General features: G+C 59.2%; 18 protein-coding genes. 6 read left to right on the forward strand and 12 right to left on the reverse strand.

Annotated features, from left to right (window positions below):
- Nucleotides 1–25: 25 nt before the first annotated feature.
- Complete coding sequence (locus RIKMI_RS13030; protein WP_051214346.1) at nt 26–490, reverse strand: LytR/AlgR family response regulator transcription factor; 465 nt, start codon at nt 488–490, stop codon at nt 26–28.
- Nucleotides 491–718: 228 nt separating this feature from the next.
- Here RIKMI_RS13030 and RIKMI_RS13035 point away from each other — a divergent pair, with 228 nt between their 5' ends.
- Complete coding sequence (locus RIKMI_RS13035) at nt 719–1,855, forward strand: Wzz/FepE/Etk N-terminal domain-containing protein (RefSeq protein ID WP_037291503.1); 1,137 nt, start codon at nt 719–721, stop codon at nt 1,853–1,855.
- A gap of 18 nt (nt 1,856–1,873) precedes the next feature.
- Entirely contained in the window at nt 1,874–2,773 is a 900-nt protein-coding gene (locus RIKMI_RS0104505) for a DMT family transporter (protein WP_027290618.1), read from the forward strand.
- A 164-nt stretch (nt 2,774–2,937) separates the two neighbouring features.
- Here the strand turns inward: RIKMI_RS0104505 and dprA are convergent, their stop codons facing one another.
- A complete protein-coding gene (gene dprA / locus RIKMI_RS0104510; RefSeq protein WP_027290619.1) occupies nt 2,938–4,014 on the reverse strand; it encodes a DNA-processing protein DprA in 1,077 nt (358 codons plus the stop codon).
- 119 nt (nt 4,015–4,133) lie between these two features.
- Here dprA and RIKMI_RS0104515 point away from each other — a divergent pair, with 119 nt between their 5' ends.
- The gene (locus RIKMI_RS0104515) at nt 4,134–4,829 is read left to right on the forward strand and encodes a hypothetical protein (protein ID WP_027290620.1); all 696 of its coding nucleotides are present in this window, start codon (nt 4,134–4,136) and stop codon (nt 4,827–4,829) included.
- Nucleotides 4,817–5,389, forward strand: a complete 573-nt coding sequence (locus tag RIKMI_RS0104520; RefSeq protein ID WP_027290621.1) for a response regulator transcription factor — start codon at nt 4,817–4,819, stop codon at nt 5,387–5,389. Before RIKMI_RS0104515 ends, RIKMI_RS0104520 begins: the two co-directional genes overlap by 13 nt.
- A 173-nt stretch (nt 5,390–5,562) precedes the next feature.
- On the opposite strand, the gene rfbC is transcribed toward RIKMI_RS0104520, so the two are convergent.
- From rfbC to RIKMI_RS0104575, 10 genes are all read right to left on the reverse strand, one after another.
- The gene (rfbC, locus tag RIKMI_RS0104525) at nt 5,563–6,123 is read right to left on the reverse strand and encodes a dTDP-4-dehydrorhamnose 3,5-epimerase (protein ID WP_027290622.1); all 561 of its coding nucleotides are present in this window, start codon (nt 6,121–6,123) and stop codon (nt 5,563–5,565) included.
- A gap of 405 nt (nt 6,124–6,528) precedes the next feature.
- Complete coding sequence (locus RIKMI_RS0104530; RefSeq protein ID WP_027290623.1) at nt 6,529–6,960, reverse strand: dTDP-6-deoxy-3,4-keto-hexulose isomerase; 432 nt, start codon at nt 6,958–6,960, stop codon at nt 6,529–6,531.
- Nucleotides 6,961–6,963: 3 nt separating this feature from the next.
- Nucleotides 6,964–7,851 carry a glucose-1-phosphate thymidylyltransferase RfbA gene (gene rfbA / locus RIKMI_RS0104535; RefSeq protein ID WP_027290624.1) on the reverse strand — a complete coding sequence of 296 codons (888 nt, stop codon included), beginning with the start codon at nt 7,849–7,851 and terminating at the stop codon, nt 6,964–6,966.
- Between the two features lie 44 nt (nt 7,852–7,895).
- Nucleotides 7,896–9,161 carry a nucleotide sugar dehydrogenase gene (locus tag RIKMI_RS0104540; RefSeq protein WP_027290625.1) on the reverse strand — a complete coding sequence of 422 codons (1,266 nt, stop codon included), beginning with the start codon at nt 9,159–9,161 and terminating at the stop codon, nt 7,896–7,898.
- Between the two features lie 294 nt (nt 9,162–9,455).
- On the reverse strand, nt 9,456–10,529 hold the full coding sequence (locus RIKMI_RS0104545) for a linear amide C-N hydrolase (protein ID WP_027290626.1): 1,074 nt from the start codon (nt 10,527–10,529) through the stop codon (nt 9,456–9,458).
- Between the two features lie 106 nt (nt 10,530–10,635).
- The gene (gene rny, locus RIKMI_RS0104550) at nt 10,636–12,177 is read right to left on the reverse strand and encodes a ribonuclease Y (protein WP_027290627.1); all 1,542 of its coding nucleotides are present in this window, start codon (nt 12,175–12,177) and stop codon (nt 10,636–10,638) included.
- Nucleotides 12,178–13,510: 1,333 nt separating this feature from the next.
- Nucleotides 13,511–13,900 (reverse strand): cell division protein ZapA, encoded by a 390-nt coding sequence (locus RIKMI_RS13040; protein ID WP_051214347.1) that lies wholly within the window; start codon nt 13,898–13,900, stop codon nt 13,511–13,513.
- A gap of 122 nt (nt 13,901–14,022) precedes the next feature.
- The gene (locus RIKMI_RS0104565; protein ID WP_027290628.1) at nt 14,023–14,319 is read right to left on the reverse strand and encodes a hypothetical protein; all 297 of its coding nucleotides are present in this window, start codon (nt 14,317–14,319) and stop codon (nt 14,023–14,025) included.
- Between the two features lie 78 nt (nt 14,320–14,397).
- Nucleotides 14,398–15,693, reverse strand: a complete 1,296-nt coding sequence (rimO, locus tag RIKMI_RS0104570; RefSeq protein ID WP_027290629.1) for a 30S ribosomal protein S12 methylthiotransferase RimO — start codon at nt 15,691–15,693, stop codon at nt 14,398–14,400.
- A 1-nt stretch (nt 15,694) separates the two neighbouring features.
- Nucleotides 15,695–16,693: a hypothetical protein gene (locus RIKMI_RS0104575; RefSeq protein WP_027290630.1), complete on the reverse strand. Its 999-nt coding sequence runs from the start codon at nt 16,691–16,693 to the stop codon at nt 15,695–15,697.
- An 817-nt stretch (nt 16,694–17,510) separates the two neighbouring features.
- Between RIKMI_RS0104575 and RIKMI_RS0104585 the strand changes: the two genes are divergently transcribed.
- Both RIKMI_RS0104585 and RIKMI_RS0104590 read left to right on the forward strand, forming a co-directional pair.
- Nucleotides 17,511–18,548 carry an acyltransferase family protein gene (locus RIKMI_RS0104585; protein ID WP_027290631.1) on the forward strand — a complete coding sequence of 346 codons (1,038 nt, stop codon included), beginning with the start codon at nt 17,511–17,513 and terminating at the stop codon, nt 18,546–18,548.
- 51 nt (nt 18,549–18,599) lie between these two features.
- Entirely contained in the window at nt 18,600–20,825 is a 2,226-nt protein-coding gene (locus RIKMI_RS0104590) for a GDSL-type esterase/lipase family protein (protein WP_027290632.1), read from the forward strand.
- Nucleotides 20,826–20,919: the final 94 nt, after the last annotated feature.

The following is a 20,919-nucleotide window of genomic DNA, read 5'->3' on the forward strand; positions in this document are numbered from 1 at the left end:
GGCCCCTGCCGGTTGCCGAACGGCCTTACCGGGCGCTTCCGAGAATGTTGAATTTCCGCATCACCTCGCTGCGGTGCTGTTTGCTGACCGGGATCCGGTGCTGTCCGATGCAAAGCGTATTGCCGATAAAAGCATCGATCCGGTCGATATTGACGATATAGGAACGATGGACCCGCAGAAACGCGCCCGACTGCAATTTGGGCGTGATTTCGGCCAGGGTGAACGAAAGCGTCATGTCATGACCGCCGTCCAGGTGCACGCAGCAATAACTGCCGAGCGCTTCCACGAACAGAATCGTCTGAAAGTCGATTTTCCGGAAACGCTCTTTCTCCTTGATGAAGATAGATTGCTGCAATCCGGCGTTTTCCGATGCCGCGGCCAGTCCCGCGTCCCCGGAAAAAGCGTCCCGCCAGCCCGGGCGTATCCGCCGGTGCGGCGCGGCATAGGCTGAGGCCGACTGCCTGTATCTTAAAAAATACCGTTTGTCCATAGTATAAATAATTTGAAAAATATCCCGATCCGTTTTCAAAATTAAGCGGGCATCTTTCGCAGCCAATTTATTATGCCCGGATCGCCGGAAATAATTTGCGACCGGTCTGAAAAAGTTTGCCGCGGAATCCGGCGACGGGCGACTGCCGGGGCCGGAATACGAAAAACCCGGTTATCCGGGACAAAATCGCTATCTTTGTCCGAAGAACATTCAAGCGCTTTAAATACGATGACTCAGGAACGACCCGTATCCGGAACGGACAAAGAAAAAGAGATCGACTTGCTGGCATTGCTCCGCACGGTGTGGGATGCACGCATGCGCATCGTGAAATACGCCGCGATCGGGGCGGTCGCGGGGCTGGTGATCGGGTTCAGCATTCCGAAAACGTACGTGACCACGATCAAAATGGCTCCGGAAAGCAAAACCGGAGGAGGTACGTCGGGCGGGATGGCCGGGCTGGCGGCCATGGCGGGAATCAATCTGAACGCAGGCGGCGCGACGGAGGGGATCACCCCGGAGATATTTCCCGATATCGTCAAAAGCACGCCGTTCCTGCTGGAATTCGCAGAAATACCGGTAACCCTGACACCCAAAAAGGCAAATACGCCGGGCGAACGGATGACGCTGTTCGAATACGTGACGGAACATCAGAAAAAAGCGTGGTGGAAATACATCACGGCTTTCCCCGGGCAGGCCGTAGGATGGGTGTTGTCGATCGGGCGGGATCGGCAGGAAGAGCGGCTGCCGCCGGTCGATTCGGTGGATATGTTCAACCTGCCGGGCGCATACAAAGGGTTTGTCGGGGCGCTGAGCGGCATGCTTTCCGTGGAGGAAGACAAGAAATCTTCGATGCTGGCTGCCGAAGTGACCATGCAGGATCCGCTCGTGTCGGCCGTGGTAGCCGATTCGCTGGTCTCGAAACTCCAGAAATACATGACCGCTTACCGGACGCGGAAAACGCGGCACGACCTGGAACAGAATATCCGCCAGAATGCGGAAGCGCAGGCCCGGTATTATGAAGCGGAAGACCGGCTGGCCCAGGCCATAGACCAGAACCGGACCATCTCTTCGGAGTCGCTCCGCGTACGGATCGAGCGCTTGCGCAACGAGCGCAATCTGGCCTACAACGTCTGGAACCAGACCGCTTCGCAGGTCGAGGTCACCAAAATCAAATTGCAGGAAGAGACCCCGATCGCTACGGTGGTGGAACCGGCGATCGTGCCCGACCACGCCGCTTCTCCGAAAAAAGCGATGATTTTCATAGCGTTCGCTTTCCTCGGCGGTTTTCTGGCGGTAGGGATCGTCGTCGTCAAATCGCTGCTGGCCGATACGCCGCAGGACGGCGGAACCGCATCTGCCGAATAACGCGCGCCGGGTATGAGAATCGGCAAGGGTCTCTGGTTAGCCATAGCCGCATCGGTGCTGTGGGCCATCGTCAATCCGTTTATCAAAGCGGGCCTGTCTTACGACATGGCTCCGATGAATTTTGCCGGTCTGCGATTCGCCACCGTGGGGATTATTTTGCTGGTCTACACCCGCCTGGCCGGAACCTGGGAGGGGTTGCGCGCCCACCGCAAACTGTTCCTGAACCTGATTTTGATCAACATGTTCATGGGCTACACGGCGTTTTATTTCGGGGTGGACCTGGTCAGCAGCGCCATATCTTCCATCGTGATGGGCGTTACGCCGCTCGTGAACGTGCTGCTGGCGCATTTCATAGCCCGAAACGACAAACTGACCGGGCGTAAAATCGCGGCCCTGTTCGTATCGCTGGCCGGACTGCTACTGATCGTGGGGACGGGCAACGACGGGAAGCCGCTGGACGCGCGGGGTTTGCTGGGAATCTTGCTGTTGCTGCTGAATATCGTCCTGCAAGGCTGGGCGGCGATCCGCGTGTCGGAAGAGAGCGGCAAGGTCGATCCGGTGTTCCTGAACGCCGTGCAAATGTTTTTCGGGGGGCTGATGATCTACGGCGTGGGGCTGGGGGTCGAAGGCTACTACCCGTTCATCGGATTGCCCGCCGGTTTCTACGGCGCTTTGGGCGTACTTATCTTCGTCTCCGTTTTCGCTTTCAGTTTCTGGTTCACCGCCCTGCGCACGCCCGGAACCAAAGTCTCGGACATCAACATGTGCCGGCTTATCAACCCCGTACTGGGCGCGGTGCTGAGCTGGGCGATGATAGCCGGGGAGAAACCTTCGGTCAGTACGGTAGTCGGGATGGCGCTGATCGTCTGCTCGCTGCTGATCTATTTCCGGCAGGGGGCCGGTCGCCCCGCCCGCTGATACCGGGCGCCACTTCTCTTTTCCCTTAGGACCGCGATTCCGACGTATAAGCGGTCCCCTCGCGGGATGATCCGAATCATGTTATCATGTAGGTATTGGGGCTTCGGTCGCCCGTACGTTGCGGCTCCGGGCCAAAAAACGTCCGGGCGACGAACCGGATCGGATCAGATCTTGTAATAGCACCGGTATGGGTCCGCCGCCAGCAACCCTTTGGCCCGGAGCTGTCCCACAATGCTGGAGGCTTCCCACAGCGGCACGTTCCACAATTCGGCGAGGCTTTCGGCATCGAGCCGCGCCCCGTCGGGAAAATCCTCGTATGCCTGCCGCAACCGCGGCGCCAGAGCTGTCGCCGGCGGCGCAGCCGCAGCGCGTTTCCAACCCAAAGCGAGCGCTATGTCTTCGGCGCTCTGGTACATGATCGCCTTGTTGGAACGAATCAGCATGTTCGTACCTTCGCTCATCGGGGAATCGATGGCGCCGGGCAGGGCGAACAACTCTTTGCCGTAACTCACGGCGATATCCGCCGTAACCAGCGAACCGCCTTTGGCGGCCGATTCCACGACGACGGTCGCATCGCTCAGGCCGGCTACCAGCCGGTTGCGGCTCAGGAAGTTGCCGCGGTCGATGACGGTTCCGGGCGGCATGTCCGAGACGATCGCCCCGCCCGTTTCCAGGATCTGCCGGGCCAGGTAATAATGGCTCCGGGGAACGATGTCGTCCACCCAGCCCGCCATGACGGCGACGGTCTTCAGACCGTATTGAAGGGCGGCGCAGTGCGCGGCTTTGTCGATGCCGAAAGCCAGACCGCTCACGACTACGGTATCGGGATAAAGCAAGGCAAGGTCCCGTACCACCCGCCCGGTGGCGGCGATCCCCTCCGGGGTGGCGTTCCGGGTACCGACTATCGAGAGCCATTTGCCGCTGTTGAAATCGATGCCGCCGCGCACATACAGGAGGCACGGGGCGTCGGGGCATTCGGCGAAAGCCCGCGGAAAATCGGGCATGCCGAGCGTGAGCACCCGCACGCCGGTGCGTTCGCAAATATCGATAATACTCATGGCTCGCGGGATACTCCGGCCGGAAGCGATCTCCTGCACCACGCGCGGCGAAGCCCCCGCCTCCGTCAGCCGCTCAGCGCCGGCATTCATGACGGCTTCGGCGCTGCCGAAGGCGGCCAACAGCCGCCGCATGTTCTTACTGCCGACCCGTGGCACGAGCGACAGGGCTATGCTGTATTTCATATCCGTAAAGATAATTATTTTTCCATTGCCGCTTGGGGAATCGACAGGAACGATTCGCAAAAAGAACGGCATTCTCCGGTCTGCGGGACGGGAAAAAGAAAAATGCTTACCTTTACGGTATGGCATTACTGACACCCGACACGCCGCTCAGCACGGCGCTGGAACAACATTCGACCCTGATTCCGCTGGTCAGCCGGTTCGGTATCCGGCTGGGGCTGGGGGACAAGTCCGTCGCGACGGTCTGTGCCGAACACGGCATCGACGCGGGCTTCATGCTGACTCTGATGAATACCTACCTGTTCGAAGAATATTTCCCGGAGCAGAAGCTCAAATCGTTCCATGTCAGCCAGATCGTCGATTATCTGACCAAAACGAATGCCTATTATCTGCATTCGCAGCTGCCCAATATCGAACGGCACCTCGGCTCGCTGATCGCCAGCGGCGAAGGCGAGAACAAGAACCTCGCCCTGATCGGCCGGTTTTTCGCCCGGTTCAAGGAGAGCCTGACCGCGGCGATCGAATACGATACGAAAGAGTGGTTCCCGTACTGCCTGGCTTTGAGTTCGGGGGATGCGGCGCAGGGCGCGCGCGCGCATGTCCCGCCGGTTCCCGACACGGACGAAGAGGACCCTGCGGTGAATCAGTTGCGCGACCTGCGCAGCATCATGGTACGCCATCTGTGCGGACAATATAACGACAACCTGGCTTATGCGGTGATTTTCGCCATCGGCAGCATCGAGCGGGACATCCGGCAGCACAACCGGATCCGCGACCGCATTCTGACCCCTATTATCAGTGCCTTATGCCGCGGGTAGCCGTGATTCTGCCCGATCTGCTGCAAGGGGCCGGCATGACGGCGGTCTTGGAGCGTTATTTCTCGCCGGTGGAGGTGGAAAGCTTCGCCGGGGTGGGCGGCGTTTTGTGCACGGGAGGAAATTACTACGACTGGTATTTTACGGACAGCGCCACTTTTGCGGCGAATGTCGATTTTTTCCTGCCCCGGCGGAACCAATGCGTGGTATTGATACCGGGAAAGGGGGACATCGTCGCGACGGGGGGCGATACGCCGCGGCTCATAGGTACGGGCGACACGCTGGAGAATCTGCTGGAGGGGATCGGCCGGACGCTGGCTTCGGACCGTTCTCCGGAAGAGGTCTCTTCGGACGAACTTTCGGCACGCGAGGTGCAGGTGCTGCAATTGGTGGTGAGCGGAGCGATCAACAAGGAGATTGCGGACCGGTTGAATATCAGCCTCAATACGGTACTCACGCATCGCAAGAACATTACGGCGAAGCTGGGGATCAAAACGATTTCGGGGCTGACGCTTTACGCCCTGATGCACGGTTATATCTCGACCGAAGACATCGCCCTTTGATTTCGTCGCCCGGGGCGGTGCGGGATACTCCGGAGAATGCCCCCTGTTTCCGACCCGCTTTCGGCTTATGCCGGCAGGGAGTGTTTGGGCTTGTAAAATAATAACGGCATTATCGGCCGGATTCGGCCGATAATGCCGTTGTCGTGTGCGCTTTTATACGGGGAAACGGCGGATTACAGCTCTTCGAGCAGGGGTTGCACGCGGTCTTTGTCGGAAAGCAGGAGTTTGCTTTCCGTGAATCCGTAATGTTCCAGTTTCCAGTCCACGCCGATCTGCGGGTCGTTCCACCTTATGCCGCCGTCGAATTCGGGGTGGTAGTAGTCGGTGCATTTGTACAGGAATTCGGTGTCGTCGGCCAGGGTCAGGAATCCGTGGGCGAAATGCGGCGGCACATAAAATTGCCGTTTGTTTTCCGCGGTCAGCTCTACGCCGTACCATCGGCCGTAAGTGGCGCTGCCGGGGCGCAGGTCCACGGCGACGTCGTAAACGGCTCCGGCCACGACGCGGATCAGTTTGCCCTGGGCGTGTTGCCGTTGGAAATGCAGTCCGCGCAGTACGCCGCGCCGGGATTTGCTGTGATTGTCCTGCACGAATTCTATTTCCCAACCGAACAGAGCGTCGTATTCCCGCTTGGCGTATGTTTCCATGAAAAAACCGCGTTCGTCGCCGAATACGGTCGGTTCGATCACGATCAATCCTTCGATCGGGGTCTCTGTCTTTCTGAATTTTGCCATCCTATATCGTTTACGGTTCGTTTATCCGTATGGTTGAGGTTTGAGAGTCCTGTTCTTTTTGTAAACCACCGAGGCGGCAGCCGATTGTTCGAATGGTCGAGGCCTCAGAAGAAAGACGAGCTCTAATTTTTTGAGATCGTATCCCCTGAGTTTGGCAGGTATCCTTTTCTTCAGGATTTTCGATCGGAACGAGAACCTATTGTTTTGCGGTTCGCAGAACCGCCGGCCTTGTCGCCCTGGCGCTCTGCGCCACGGGGGGAGGGCGACAGGCCGAACCTCAGCTTGTATCGGACGAAATGGAATCCCGGAACTCGAGGCGTGCAGGCTGCTCGAAAATCTTTTTGGTTCTTTCTTGGAAAAGAAAGAACGGTTGCCTCAAACTCAATGTACCGGATAAACGAACGGTTAAATGGTATTGCCGCCCCACATGGCGGGTTCCCAGCGCCAGCTGTCGTGCACCGCCTCATCCAGCACCTTGCCCGAAAAGACCAGCAGGATGCTGTCCGGTTCCGTAGCCCGGATGCAGTTCGCATACCCCGCCGGCAGGCACAGCAATTCGCTCCGTTCCGCCGTCAGCGTGAACACTTCCGGGACGAGATCCGGCGACGGATGCTCCCAGTCGTCCGGCTGGACGAACGCCAGGCGGAACCCTCCCCGCAGGCATTGGAACCATTTGGCCTCGAACCGGTGCCCGTGCCAGCCGCGGATGACTTCCGTGCTGTCATGTTTGATGACATAGTAACGGTGGGCGCCTTCCAGATGAAAATCATTCACGTGCGCCAGCTCCCCCCGGTGGTCGCGGAATATGCCCCCTTGCAGAATACGTATCTCGCTCATCGGTTATTCCTCCTCCCTGATTCGGGAAAGCAGATACTGCCCGTATTGGTTCTTCGCCATCGGCTGCGCGATCTCCCGCAGCTTCTGCGCCGTGATCCAGCCTTTGTCGTAAGCGATTCCCTCCAGACAGGCCACCTTCAGGCCCTGGCGTTTTTCGATCACTTCGATGAACGTCGAAGCCTCCGACAACGAATCGTGCGTCCCCGTGTCCAGCCAGGCGAATCCCCGCCCCAGAAGCTGCACTTTCAGCTGGTTGTCGCGCAGGAACCGTTCATTGACCGTCGTAATCTCCAGCTCGCCGCGGGCCGAAGGCTTGATATTTTTGGCTACCTCGACCACCCGGTTCGGGTAAAAATAGAGGCCGACGACCGCATAGTTGGATTTCGGGCGGGCCGGTTTCTCTTCCAGCGTTTCGGCGTTCCCCTCCTTATCGAACGAAACCACGCCGTACCGTTCCGGATCGCTCACCCAGTACCCGAAGATCGTCGCTTTAGGGGCCTGCGCGTTCTCCGCCGCCGCGACAGCCTCGCGCAACATAGCGGAGAAACCTTGTCCGAAAAAGATATTGTCGCCCAACACCAGACAGACGGCATCGTTCCCGATGAACTTCTCGCCGATAATGAACGCCTGGGCCAAACCGTCCGGCGAGGGTTGTTCGGCGTATTCGAACCGCACGCCGTAATCGGAGCCGTCCCCCAACAGCCTGCGGAATCCCGGCAGGTCGTGGGGGGTCGATATGACGAGGATCTCCCGGATTCCCGCCAGCATCAGGACGGAAACGGGGTAATAGATCATCGGTTTGTCGTAAATCGGGAGCAATTGCTTGCTCACGCCTTTGGTGATCGGATAAAGACGGGTACCCGATCCGCCGGCCAGTACGATTCCTTTCATTGCGCCGAAAGCCTTGAAAAATTTGGGTAAAAGGGAAGACCGTATTACAATCGGGCCGTAATGATCTCTTTGGGCAGAACGCCCTTGATATCGTAAACGACCGCCGTGGGGCCGCTCAACAACTGCCGGATATCGGTTTCGAGGAACTGTCGGTGCGCCACGGCCAATACCACCGCGTCGTATCTGCCTCCGGCCGCATCCAGACCGGGCAGTAGGGATATGCCGTATTCGCGCCGCACCTCCTCGGCCGATGCCCAGGGATCGTAAACGTCCACGTCGCACTGGAATTCGCGCAGCTCGTTCACCACGTCCACCACTTTGGTATTCCGGATGTCCGGGCAATTCTCTTTGAAAGTGATCCCCAGCACGAGCACTTTGGCATTCTTCACTTTGAAATCGTGTCCGATCAGCAGCTTGACCACTTTGTCCGCCACAAACGCGCCCATCGAGTCGTTCACCCGCCGGCCGGAGCTGATGACGGCCGTCAGGTAACCCACCTGTTCGGCCTTCCATTTCAGGTAATAAGGATCCACGCCGATGCAGTGGCCTCCCACGAGGCCGGGCATCAGCTTGATGAAATTCCATTTGGTCGCCGCCGCTTCGATCACCTCTTTGGTATCGATGTCCAGCCGGTCGAAAATCAGCGCCAGTTCGTTGAAGAACGAGATGTTGATGTCGCGCTGGCAGTTTTCGATGATTTTGGAGGCTTCCGCCACTTTGAGCGACGAGGCCTTGAAAGTGCCGTTGCGCAGAACGCTGTTGTAGAGCGCGTCCACGAAATCGGCCGTCTGCGGCGTGGAACCCGACGTGACTTTCCGGATGGTGGCGAAAGTATGTTGTTTGTCCCCGGGGTTGATCCGTTCCGGAGAGTAGCCGACAAAAAAGTCCCGGTTGAAAACCAGTCCCGACGCCCGCTCCAGCTCCGGCACGCATACCTCTTCGGTGGCGCCCGGATAGACGGTCGATTCGTAAATCACGGTATCGCCGGGCGAAAGGACGCCGCCCACGGTGGCCGACGCGGAGAGCAGCGGGGCCATGTCGGGCCGTTTGTCCGCCGTAATAGGCGTCGGTACCGTAACGATATAGACGTTGCAGGAGCGTATCTCTTCAGGATCGGAAGTGAACCGCAGGGCGCTTCCGCGCAGCTGGTCGTCCGATACTTCGAGCGTGGCATCGTGCCCTCCTTTCAGCCCCTCCACGCGGCGGGTATTGATATCGAACCCCACTACCGGATACCGGCGGGCGAATTCGACGGCAAGGGGCAGCCCGACATACCCCAACCCGATGACGGCCATTCTGACCTGTTGCATATCCTTGTCTTTTGGTTTTCAAAGGACGATCATATACCTTATCGCACCCTCCGGTTCGCTTCCCATTCGGTTCCGCGCCGGACGACAAAACGTCCGGCGCGGAACCGAAAAGGGAGGCATCGGAGATACCTCCAAACAGGTCGAAGTATATAATCGCCTCTCAAAGATAGCGATTTTCCGGCTTTCGCCGCCGGCGGCCGCAGTTTTCGGGCACGCCGGAAAATTCTCGGTCGCCATCGGGCGTTGCTGCCGGTGCGGCAGCAGGGGCGGAAACAAACGGGATGTTCTGTCCGATTACAGACCGAAACCGGCCGGCAGTTCGAACAGGAATTCGAAAGGTTTCGTCTCCACGAATTTCGCCGTAGCGTCTCCGGCATATTCCTCGCCGCCGGTCAGGGTCAGTTTTTTCACGGGCGCGCCCGGAGCCAGGCCGGCTTCTTTCAAATCGACCCACAGGATCGCCGGGGCGAGGGTGGTTTCAAAGTAGTAGATCCTGTTTTTCTGATCGCTGACCGACCGCCAGCGGGTCGAAGAGTTGTTCGGCTGGTCGGGCGTGGAGATCCCCAGCGGCACCGACACGGAACGCATCACGCTGAATACGCTGGCTACGGCGACTTTCGGATCGGAGGTCTTTTCCACGGCGTCGATATAGAAGCTGGCGCGAACGAAACGGTCGGAAGATTTGTTGGTACCCGGCATCATGTTCAGGCCGCCGATGGGCGCCCAGTAGTCGCGTACGGCCAACTGGCGGTCGTAGGTAGGCGAATTGGTCAGCACCTGATACTGGCGTCCCTCGTGGATACTGATCTTCCCGTCGAGGTACTCGATAATGGCACTGTTCCCGGTACTGTCCGAGATGGCCATGTGCATGGTCGAAGCCTGGCCGCCGGGCATGGCAGGGGCATCGATGCGGAAACTGTCTTTGCGCATTTCGGCGACGGCTTCCGATACGGTGGCGAAATTGTCCAGCACCCACTGGCACCAGATGCTCATGCCCATGACGGGGCGGTCATCGATTCCCGGGCGATCGTACCGGCTTTCGGTCAGGTAGAGCAGCTGGGCGACAAGCCCTTTTTCGTTCATTCCTTCGGAGGTGCCGATGTCGTAGGAGACAGCGGCTACGCTGCCGTATTTCGCGGTCCAGGCCAGGTGCGGCCCTTTGTCGTAGCTGACGCGTTCGATGCCCCGCGGCAGCAGCCAGAGGTTGGTGGGCATCTCTTCGCGCCAGTCCATGGTGCGGCCGGTGACGATCATATTGTCCGGGCCGAGGTAAACGGCGTGGGTACAAGGTTCGGCAGCCTGTGCCGGAAAGTTGGAGAGGCCGAGCAGGACGGCGGCGCCGAGCAGGGCGGTTTTAACGGTTTTCATAAGCGGTAAGTCGTTCGTTTTTCCCCTCTCGGTGCAAATAGCGTGCAAAAAGGGCGGCGGTTCTAACAAACCGCCGCCCCCGTAGGAATCGCAGGAATCCGGTGCCTTATTTCGCGTAACTGATCGACCGCGTTTCGCGGATCACGGTGATTTTCACCTGACCAGGATAGGTCATTTCGTCCTGAATCTTCTTGGCGATGTCGTGCGAAAGGATTTCGGCCTGCTGGTCGCTGATCTTTTCGCTGCCGACGATCACGCGCAGCTCGCGGCCGGCCTGGATCGCATAGGTTTTGAGCACGCCCGGATGCGCCATGGCGAGTTCTTCCATCTCTTTCAGGCGCTTGATGTAGCTTTCGACCACTTCGCGCCGCGCTCCGGGACGCGCTCCCGAAATGGCGTCGCACACCTGCACGATCGGGGCGATCAGGGTGGTCATCTCGATCTCGTCGTGGTGCGCGCCGATAGCGTTCACCACTTCCGGTTTTTCCTTGAATTTCTCGGCCAGTTTCATCCCGATGATAGCGTGCGGCAGTTCCGGCTCGTCGTCCGGCACCTTGCCGATGTCGTGCAACAACCCGGCCCGGCGCGCCAGCTGGGGATTCAGCCCCAGTTCGGCGGCCATGATACCCGACAGGTTGGCCACCTCGCGCGAATGCTGCAACAGGTTCTGGCCGTAGGACGAACGGTATTTCATCTTCCCGATCAGGCGGATCAGTTCCGAGTTCAGTCCGTGGATGCCCAGGTCGATGGCGGTGCGCTTGCCGACTTCGACGATCTCTTCTTCGATCTGCTTCTGCACTTTGGCCACCACCTCTTCAATACGGGCGGGGTGGATGCGCCCGTCGGTGACGAGCTGGTGCAAAGCCAGACGGGCGATTTCGCGCCGCACGGGGTCGAAACCGGAGAGGATGATCGCTTCGGGGGTGTCGTCCACGATGATCTCCACGCCGGTAGCCGCTTCCAGTGCACGGATGTTGCGCCCTTCGCGCCCGATGATGCGCCCTTTCACTTCGTCGGAGTCGATATTGAATACGGTGACGGAGTTTTCGATGGCCGCTTCGGTCGCCACGCGCTGGATGCTTTGCACCACGATCTTTTTAGCTTCCTTATTGGCGGTCATTTTTGCTTCGTCGATGATGTCGTTGATGTAACCCATCGCCTCGGTCTTGGCTTCGGACTTGAGCTGTTCGATCAGCTGCGCTTTGGCTTCGTCGATCGACAGGCCGCTGATCTGCTCCAGTTTCACGATCTGCTCTTTGGTCAGGCGGTCGAGTTCTTCTTTGCGGCCGGCCAGCGATTGCAGTTCGCTCTCGACTTTGGCGCGGGTGCTTTCGAATTCTTTCACGCGTTTGTTCAGCTGGTCGGCTTCCTGGTTCAGCTGGTTTTCGCGCTGTTTGATCTTGGCTTCGATCTGCTGGAGGCGGGTGTTGCGTTCGGCGACCTGTTTCTCGTGCTCGGCTTTCATCTGGAGGAATTTCTCCTTGGCCTGGAGGATTTTCTCTTTCTTGAGCATCTCGCTGTCCTGTTCGGCTTCGCGCAGGATGGCGGTGCGCCGCTTCTCGGTCGATTTGTAGGTGAACATGTAAGTGGCGTAACCGACTACCGCGGCGGCGATTACGGCACTTATCACTATGATCAGTATGTCCATTCGTGTGTGGTTAAGTGTGTTGGTTTATATTTGGTTTGTGTATGGTCTTCTCTCTTTCCCGCGCGGGTTACAGAGGCGGCAGAGGCGATCCGTTCCGGCGGTAAATCGTACGGTTAATCGTCCGCGCAGCGGCCGAGTGCCATCGAACTCGTTCGTATGGCCGAGGCGTCAGGAGGAAGCCGGAACGGCAACCCGGAGCCAGCGTGGACTGCTTGTAGGCCTATGCCGGGGGTGGCTCCGGCCTGACTAAGGGAGAACATGGTAATAAACCGTATGGTAAAACTAAATTTCCGCGTCAGCGGGCGGGCCGGACGCCTCCCCACGGGAGGCCCGCAACCCTCGTAAACTCGGAGCGGTCTCCCGGGCGCCCGACCCGAATAAAAAATAACCGTAGGCTTTAATTGTATTCTATCGCCGACGGGCGTTTGTTTTTCTTCGCCCGTTTATGCCGCGGGGGCACCGGTTTCTCCGGGACGCCTCATGCCGGCGGGGTACTTACTTTTTTACCTACGGTTTCCTCCTTGCGCCTCGGCCATTCGTGCAAGCCCGATGGCTCTCGGCTGCTGCGTCGGTTGCGCGACCAAAAAGTAAGCAAAGAAGTCGCCGGAAATGCGATTCCCCGTTCCCGACTCCCGTCGGAACGGAAAATCGTACATTCCCGGGTCGGCAGTCTCTACCCGTACTTCGATACCAATGTAAGAAGCCGGGAGTGTTTTAAATCTACGGCTGTTCCGCACTGGTATCGGCGGTAACCAGCCGCAACTCCGTTTACATGTCGGACCGGGGGCCGCGAAAAGGCATAAAAAAAGCATGGTTTCCTTCGATGGTTTGACGAAAACTCCGGTCAAATCATGGGTGGAGCCGCCTGCGGATTTGGGACTTCCAACGTCCCGCCGCCGCGCCGGGCGGCGTTTGGAGTGCGGGAACCCGCCGAAGCGGGGCAAGGCCTGTCCTACGTCCATAGAGTTATATGCTCCAAGTAGTTAGTGTTGAGTATCGCAAAGCAAAAGGAAACCATGCGGGCATTTTTCGGTTTCTTCTGGTATGTACCGGAAAAAAGGATACCGGATCATAAAAACGGGGCGGGGAGTGATGTCGTAATTCCCGGGCGCGGCGAATCGATCGCAAAGCTCTCCCGATTGTCTGCCAGGCTCCGGTAAGGTGCGCTGGGTGGATGAGAGTGCGGCATCCGGAGGTTATGGTTAAAACCTCCCGTGCCCCGTCGTATGCTATAAGGTATCTTTTCCCGAAAGAACGTTGTTCCGGAGCTTGGGACCGGAAAGTCCGCCGCCCGGATTCGCGCCTCGTAAGGCGCGTCAGGTCATTCAAAGCGTCACTGTGTGCTGTCCGTGTTTTTTCGGGGCCTTCCCCGCCTGGCTTTGGGCTTCGCGATCGGCGGCGCCGTGGTCCGTGCCGTTTCGGCGCCTCTCTCTCCGCAGGCTTCGGCCCATCGGTCGAGCTGCGAGGCGAGCGCCTTGAGTTTCAGGGCTTCCGGAGCCATTTCGAGCCGTTCCTTGTTCTCCTCGTTTTCGATGGAGATCCGCATGGCGGCCATGGCCAGGTATTCGGTCAGCGATGCGTCGTAATTGCGTTTCAAGGCGTCTATCTCCTCCTTGATGTGCTTCGCGGCGCGTCTCACTTTCTCTTCTTCGTCGGCAGGTATGGTCAGTCGGTACGGCTTTTCGGCGATCTCTACCCTTATCTTCATCATCTTCCGTTCCATACCTCGTGTACATGATCTGCTGCAAGATCCGTGCCGTCCTGAGTGCCCGCGCGGCGATCGTTCTCCCTCTTTGCCAAACGGAGAAGACCGGCCGGATCAGGGGCGGCGTTCCGGTTCCGCATTTACTTATTCATCAGTGCGATGCAACGATCCACGTCTTTCAGCAACCGGTTTATGCGCACCTTGGCCGCCCGGACGCCGCCCGCCACTTCCGTGACGGATTTTCGCAGCAGGAGCCGGTCCAATTGCGTGCGGAGCGATTCGATCTCCGAAGCTTGAGCCGCCGTCACCGCTTCGAGCCTCGCGTTTTCAGCGGCGAGTCCCGCATTCGCTTCGCGCAGTTCCGCGTTCTGCGCCAGGACGCGCTCTATGTTGCGTTCCACGCGTTCGACGAGGTTCAGCTCCGAGATTTCAGTCATGGCATCGTCCACCTATCTGTACCACAAAGCTAACGGTTTCCTGCGGGATTTGCAAATTTTGCTCGATTTCCCGTCCGCTCAGACGGGTTCGCCCCGCAGGTCGTAATCGTCGGCCGAGACGATGCGCACGGTGAGAAATGTCCCGGCACGCAGGGCTGTCCCGGCGGGAACCAGTACCTCCTGATCGACTTCGGGCGAATCGTACTGGGTACGTCCCACCCAGAAATCCCCTTCGCGCCGGTCGACGATAATTTTCTGAACAGTGCCTACCAGCCGCTCGTTGGCAGTCCGGGCGATGTCGCGCTGGAGTTCCATAACGGCTTCCGCCCGTTCTTCCTTGACCTGCGGCGGCACATCGTCCGTGAGTTCCGAGGCAGAGTAGGTACCCTCCTCTTCGGAATAAGGGAATACGCCGAGGCGGTCGAACCGGGCTTCCGTCACGAAGTCGAGCAGCTCGCGGAAATCCTGCTCCGTTTCGCCCGGATAGCCGACTAGAAGGGTCGTCCGCAGGGCGATATCGGGGATCTGGCGACGCAACTCCTCCACCAGCCGTACGGTTTCGGCTTTGCCGAGGCCGCGGCGCATGGAGCGCAGCATCCGGTCGCTGATGTGCTGGAGCGGGATGTCGAGGTATTTGCAGATTTTCGGTTCGTCGCGCATCGCTTCGATCACGTCCAGCGGGAAGTGGGCCGGATAGGCGTAGTGGAGCCGCACCCACTCGATGCCGTCGATTCGGCACAGCGCCCTCAGCAGTTCTCCCAACCGGCGTTTACCGTACAGGTCGAGGCCGTAATAGGTGGTGTCCTGCGCGATGACGATCAGCTCCCTGACCCCTTTGGCGGCCAGGGCCTCGGCTTCCGCGAGCAGCTCCTCGAACGGTACCGAGACATGCCGGCCGCGGATCAGCGGGATGGCGCAGTAGCCGCATCCCCAGTTGCATCCTTCGGATATTTTCAGGTAAGCGTAGTGTTTCGGCGTGGTGAGCCTGCGTTCGCCCCTGAGTTCGTCGCGGTAACGTTCGCCGACGGTACGGAGAATGTCTTTCAGGTTGTTTACGCCGAAAAATTCGTCCACTTCGGGAATCTCTTCGCGCAGTTCGTCGCGGTAGCGTTCGCTGAGACAGCCCATCACGAACAGGTGGTCGATGTCGCCGGCTTCGCGGGCGGCGGCGAAACGCAGGATGGTGTCGATGGATTCCTGCTTGGCGTCTCCGATAAAACCGCAGGTATTGACGACCACGATTTTGGCGTCGGTCGAGTCGTTGTCGTACTCCACTTCCCAGTTCGGGCCGAGCTGCCCGGCGAGGTGTTCGGAATCGACGATGTTTTTGGCGCACCCGAGGGTGACGATATTGATCCGTCTTTTTCGCGTCATGTTATTTGTCTCTTTTGCGGGAACGTTTTTCCGACCGATCGCTGGCATACTCCGGTTCGCTCAGCGTAACGGCGCCTTCGGGGGTGACGGCTTCCAGGCGGTCGAAAACCAGCGTGCGGGCGTTGATCGGCGAGAGGGAGTAGGCGGAACGGGTCTCCAGCCAGCTTCCGCGATCGTCGGGATAGACCGTGCGGGTCTCGATCCGCCGGATGCGTTTGTCGTCGATACCGACCCACACGATAAACTGCACGGCGTAACGACCCGTCTGTGTCCGGATTTCCGGATAACTGATCCGGAAAATCCGGCAGTCGTCCCGTTTGCCGAGGTATCCGTATCGGATCCCCGGGACATAACGGCTGCCGCGCTCCACGATGCCGAGGGCCAGGGCGGGAGTATGGAATCCCATATGCAGCCAGTCGTGGAGACGGACGGAAGGGATGGACGCCGTGTCCGAGAAGGGATGGATTTTCAGAGGCATGTGGTACCAGTATATGCCGCGGTCCAGGTAGGTCGTTTCCGAAGAGTCGCCGGGCAGGTGAGTGGCTGTCGCCCGGCCTTCGGCCGATTTGCCGTCGTATTTCACGGCGAACCGGGCCGTCACGGTGTGGGGGGAATGGAGCAGCCGGAATTTTCGGATGCTTTGGCGGAACAGTTGTTCGATGTCGGCCCGGACGGTAATCTCGTCGGCGGTCAGGGTACGGTATTTCTCGGTCAGGCATACTTTCCAGACGCCCTTTCGCCTCATGGCTTCGTTATAAACGGCCCGCTGCGGTTCGGCGCCGACATAGGTGACGGCGAGGGTGTCTCCGATGGCGAGCCGTGCCGCCGGGATCGTTCCCGTACCGAGCGAGTCGGTAACGGCGACCGCTTTGCCATTGACATAGAGACAGGCATAGGAAAGCGCTTCGTCCGCGTCGTTGCGGACGGATATTTCGACCCCTTGCGCCCGGGCTGCGCAGATCAGAAACAGGCCGCATACGGACAAGAGAAATTTTCGCATGGCAGTTCCGGTTTTGCGCCAAAGGTAGTGAAAATACGGGGCCGGACATACGGACCGATCCGGTATCTTTCGGCATATGTGTCCGTGCGGTATATGTTCGGCATGGGGGCGCTGCCGGCGGAGGCTGCGGAACCGGTATCGGTTTGCCGGCGTTCGGGTATCCGTCGGAACCGGCTGTAATTCCGGACATATCGCCGGAGTGGCGACTCTCCGCTGGCTGCGACTTCAGAAAAAACGTAGGGTTAATTTATATGTTGTCGCCCGGAGCCAGCGAGGGCCAAACGAGTTTTGCGAGTTGCAGCCGTTAACTTCGCTTCGCTCGTTTCCCTCCTTGTGCCTCGGCCATTCGTGCGAGCCCGATGGCTCTCGGCTACTACGTCGGTTCGCCGGGGGTGGTTCCGGCTTGACCGCTGCGCGGACAATTAACCGTACGGCTATTCTTCATTCGGGTCGGACGCCGGGAGCGGTCGCAACTTTCGGCGCGTAAAGCGACGAATTGCGGGCCTCCCGGGCGTCCGACCGTAGAAATAACCGTACTTTTTAATTTGCAAGTTCAAGGCCGGAGCCAGCGTGGACTGCTTGCAGGCCTACGCCGGGGGTGGCTCCGGCCTGACTAAGGGAGAACATTGCAATAAACCCTACGATAAGTACGTATGGCTCCGGCCGTAATATGGACCATACGTTTTATTCTCGTCAGTCCGGTACCGTTCCCGGTGAAAGGCCGCGTCATCCGGCGAAAGCGAGCGTATTCAGAGAGAGCGTACGGATTGTCGTAGTAAAGATTAATTTTGCAGGGGCACATTTTCGGAAACGGCTTATGCGCAATCCCTATGTCAGTTTTCTTCAGGCGTTCGGCATTCTGTTGGTAGCCGCCGGGCACGCCTTTCCCACCGACGGTCACGACGGTCTCCTGTACCGGTGGATATACAGTTTCCACATGCCGCTCTGGGTCTTTCTTTCCGGTTATCTGCTGCGTTATACCGCCCCGGCCGCTGCGCCCGGAACCTGTCCGCTGGCCGGAATCCGGTTCGGCGGCCGCGGAGGATTCCTCGATAAGAAAGTCCGGCGGCTGCTGGTGCCTTATTTCGTCATAAGCACGTTGGTATTCCTGCCCAAAGTGTGGCTCAGCCGGTGGGCCGTGAAACCCGTCGAGCTGTCGTGGGAAGCCTATGCCGAGATGTTGCTCGTACCCTCGAAAAACGTCATCGTCTATTACTGGTTCCTGCCGACGATTTTTATTCTGCTGACCGGCACGGTGTTGTTCGCCAAGCTGTTGGGGAGATTTCGGTTCGGCGGCCGCGTGCCGCTTTGGGTATGGCTCCTCGTCGCGCTGGCGGCAGCAGTCTTCAACCCGCTGGCGGGCGTGACGTGGCTGAATCTGGGCGGCGTGGTCAAATTCGCATTCTTTTTCGTTCTCGGTATCGTCTATTGCACCCGGCAGGGCGACATCGACCGGAATTTGCAGTTAGGCGCCCCGTGGCCGACGATCGGTTGGGGTGCGACGTCGGTTTTCCTGACCGTGACGGGTTACGGGCACCTGAATCCGCTGTTCGCGTCCCTGACGGCGGTATGCGGCATCCTGTTCGCCCTGTCGCTGGGACATGCCTGTCTGCGGGCCGGGTTCCGCTTTTTCGCCCCGTTGGACGGCGCGACCTACGCGATTTTCCTGTTCTCCTGGTTCCCTCAGTCGGCCCTGCGGGTGTTGCTTTACGATTACGGGCATTTCAGCCCGTGGATCGGCATTCCGCTGAGCACTTTGGCAGGAATGGTTCTGCCCTGGCTGGTCTGGAAAGGGCTGCAATACGGCAAACGCTGGCCGGCGGGACGGGCGGCGGCCGGCTTGCTCGGACAGTAACACGGCGAGCGGAGATTTCATTATCTTTAGGGCGATCAAATCGGACATTCGATGAAAAAACTCCTTTTTCTGCTCTGCGCGGCGATCGCGATGCCCGCCGCATGGAGCGCCCGCGAACCGGAGACGAAACCGACCCCGGTGCGGGTGGCCTGCGTGGGTAACAGCATCACCTACGGCCTGCTGGTCGAGGACCGTGAGAAAAATTGCTATCCGGCCGTGCTGGGGCGCCTGCTCGGCGACGGATACGACGTGCGCAACTTCGGTCACAGCGGTGCCACGCTGTTGAACAAGGGGCACAATCCGTATACGAAGACGAAAGAGTACGCCGAGGCAGTCGCTTTCCGGCCCGACATCGCGGTGATCCACCTGGGCATCAACGATACCGACCCGCGCAACTGGCCGAACTACCGGGACGAGTTCATTCCGGATTATGCGGCGCTGATCGAGAGTTTCCGCCGGGCCAACCCCTCGGTGGAAATCTATGTCTGCCGCATGACCCCGATCGCGCACCGCCACCGGCGGTTCAAGGCCGGCACGCGCGACTGGCACCACCAGATACAGGACGCTATCGAACGGGTGGCGCAGTCGCAGCGCACAGGACTGATCGACCTCGAATCGGTACTCAAAGACCGGCCGGAGTTGCTGCCGGATGCCGTGCACCCCAATGCCGAAGGGGCGCGGCTGCTCGCCGAGCGTATTTACAGCGCTATCACGGGGGATTATGGCAAATTGCGGATGTCGCCGGTCTATACCGACAATATGGTCTTGCAACGCGGGCACATGACCCGGATAGGGGGAGTTGCGAATGCGGGACGAACCGTTAGGGTGACGCTCTCCAACGGAGCGGCTAAAGTGTTGAAATCGCGGCGAATGAAGACGGGGACGATCTATGCTCAGGACACGGCGACAGCGGGGGCGGACGGTCGGTGGGAGGTGCATCTGCCGCTCGAACAGGCGCTGCTTTCGGCGGTGCTGACCGTTTCGACCCAGGATACCATCGCCACTTATCGGAACGTGGCCGTGGGCGAAGTGTGGATGGCCAGCGGACAGTCGAACATGTCGTGGCCGGTGGTCAGTTCGGCGGAGCGGCGTGAAGCGAAGCCGAATGCCAATATCCGCCTGTTCCGGGCGAATCCGACTTTCGCCGACGAACGCGGAAAACTGGACAGTACGGAGCTGGCGCGGCTGAACCGGCTGGATTATATACGCAACCCGCAGGGCTGGGTGCCGGGCAGCGATACGGCGGCGATGGAAAGTTTCTCGGCGGTGGCCTGGTTTTTCGGGCAGATGCTGGCCGATTCGCTGGGGCCAGAGGTGCCGGTCGGACTGATCGAGACCTCTTTGGGAGGCGCTCCGGCAGAGGCTTTCGTCGCACGGCGCGTATTGGAGGACGATCCGGTACTGGTGGATGTGTTGTACGACTGGCGGAACAACGAAATGGCGCAGGATTGGGTGCGGAGCGTGATAAACGGCAATCTGGACGGGGTGCGTAATCCGTTGCAGCGCCACTTTTTCGAGCCGGCTTATCTGTATGAAAGCCGCATCGCGCCGCTGGCGGCAGGCTACGATATTGAAGGAGTGATCTGGTACCAGGGCGAGAGCAACGCGCATAATGCGGAGCTGCACGAGCGAATTTTCCCGGCTGTAGTGCGGAGTTTCCGCGAGGCGTTCGATCGGAATTTTCCGGGTCTGAAATTACCGTTTTATTTCGTACAGTTATCCTCTCTGAACCGGCCGAGTTGGCCCTGCTTCCGCGACAGCCAGCGGCGGTTGGAGAGAAAACTCTACGGGTGGGATAACGTCGGGATGGTCGTAAGCTCCGATTGGGGCGATTCGACCGATGTGCATCCCCGGCACAAGAAACCGGTCGGCGAACGGCTGGCGTTGCAGGCATTGAACAAAGAGTACAGCTACGAATACAAGTTTAAAATCCCGGATGCTAAAAGCCCACGGGTTGTCGAAGGCAGCGGGACACAATATCGCGATACGGTCACGCTCGATTTCGATCAGCCGCTGGCCACTTCGGACGGCAAAGCGGTACGGGGGTTCGAAATCGAGGGCAGGGATGGACTTTTCCATCCGGCAACGGCTGTGATCAAGGGTACGCAGGTGATTATCACTGCGTCGGATACGCTTCGGCAGGGGGTGGATGAACAACCGCCTCGTATCCGTTATGGCTGGCAGCCTTTCATGCGGGCCAACCTGTGCGGCGCGGGGCCGCACAAACTGCCGGTATCGACTTTCGAGGACAGAGTAGGAGGCCTGCGGTTGCAGTAAGGGGGATGCCCGCTCCTGTACGAGTACCGTCTCCGGCTATGTCCGACCCGGCATGCATACAGGTAAACCGAATAAATTTCGTATCTTGCCGGTT

The sequence above is a fragment of the Rikenella microfusus DSM 15922 genome, from assembly GCF_000427365.1.
Taxonomy (GTDB): Bacteria; Bacteroidota; Bacteroidia; order Bacteroidales; family Rikenellaceae; genus Rikenella; species Rikenella microfusus.

What these genes read in the sequence shown, in the direction of transcription:
- RIKMI_RS0104530 (WP_027290623.1), bottom strand. Translation starts at nt 6,960, where the DNA reads ATGAGCGAGATACGTATTCTGCAAGGGGGCATATTCCGCGACCACCGG.
- RIKMI_RS0104575 (WP_027290630.1), bottom strand. Translation starts at nt 16,693, where the DNA reads ATGCGAAAATTTCTCTTGTCCGTATGCGGCCTGTTTCTGATCTGCGCA.
- RIKMI_RS0104545 (WP_027290626.1), bottom strand. Translation starts at nt 10,529, where the DNA reads ATGAAAACCGTTAAAACCGCCCTGCTCGGCGCCGCCGTCCTGCTCGGC.
- RIKMI_RS13030 (WP_051214346.1), bottom strand. Translation starts at nt 490, where the DNA reads ATGGACAAACGGTATTTTTTAAGATACAGGCAGTCGGCCTCAGCCTAT.
- RIKMI_RS0104520 (WP_027290621.1), top strand. Translation starts at nt 4,817, where the DNA reads ATGCCGCGGGTAGCCGTGATTCTGCCCGATCTGCTGCAAGGGGCCGGC.
- RIKMI_RS0104515 (WP_027290620.1), top strand. Translation starts at nt 4,134, where the DNA reads ATGGCATTACTGACACCCGACACGCCGCTCAGCACGGCGCTGGAACAA.
- rny (WP_027290627.1), bottom strand. Translation starts at nt 12,177, where the DNA reads ATGGACATACTGATCATAGTGATAAGTGCCGTAATCGCCGCCGCGGTA.
- rfbA (WP_027290624.1), bottom strand. Translation starts at nt 7,851, where the DNA reads ATGAAAGGAATCGTACTGGCCGGCGGATCGGGTACCCGTCTTTATCCG.
- rfbC (WP_027290622.1), bottom strand. Translation starts at nt 6,123, where the DNA reads ATGGCAAAATTCAGAAAGACAGAGACCCCGATCGAAGGATTGATCGTG.
- rimO (WP_027290629.1), bottom strand. Translation starts at nt 15,693, where the DNA reads ATGACGCGAAAAAGACGGATCAATATCGTCACCCTCGGGTGCGCCAAA.
- RIKMI_RS13040 (WP_051214347.1), bottom strand. Translation starts at nt 13,900, where the DNA reads ATGGAACGGAAGATGATGAAGATAAGGGTAGAGATCGCCGAAAAGCCG.
- dprA (WP_027290619.1), bottom strand. Translation starts at nt 4,014, where the DNA reads ATGAAATACAGCATAGCCCTGTCGCTCGTGCCACGGGTCGGCAGTAAG.
- RIKMI_RS13035 (WP_037291503.1), top strand. Translation starts at nt 719, where the DNA reads ATGACTCAGGAACGACCCGTATCCGGAACGGACAAAGAAAAAGAGATC.
- RIKMI_RS0104590 (WP_027290632.1), top strand. Translation starts at nt 18,600, where the DNA reads ATGAAAAAACTCCTTTTTCTGCTCTGCGCGGCGATCGCGATGCCCGCC.
- RIKMI_RS0104565 (WP_027290628.1), bottom strand. Translation starts at nt 14,319, where the DNA reads ATGACTGAAATCTCGGAGCTGAACCTCGTCGAACGCGTGGAACGCAAC.
- RIKMI_RS0104540 (WP_027290625.1), bottom strand. Translation starts at nt 9,161, where the DNA reads ATGCAACAGGTCAGAATGGCCGTCATCGGGTTGGGGTATGTCGGGCTG.
- RIKMI_RS0104585 (WP_027290631.1), top strand. Translation starts at nt 17,511, where the DNA reads ATGCGCAATCCCTATGTCAGTTTTCTTCAGGCGTTCGGCATTCTGTTG.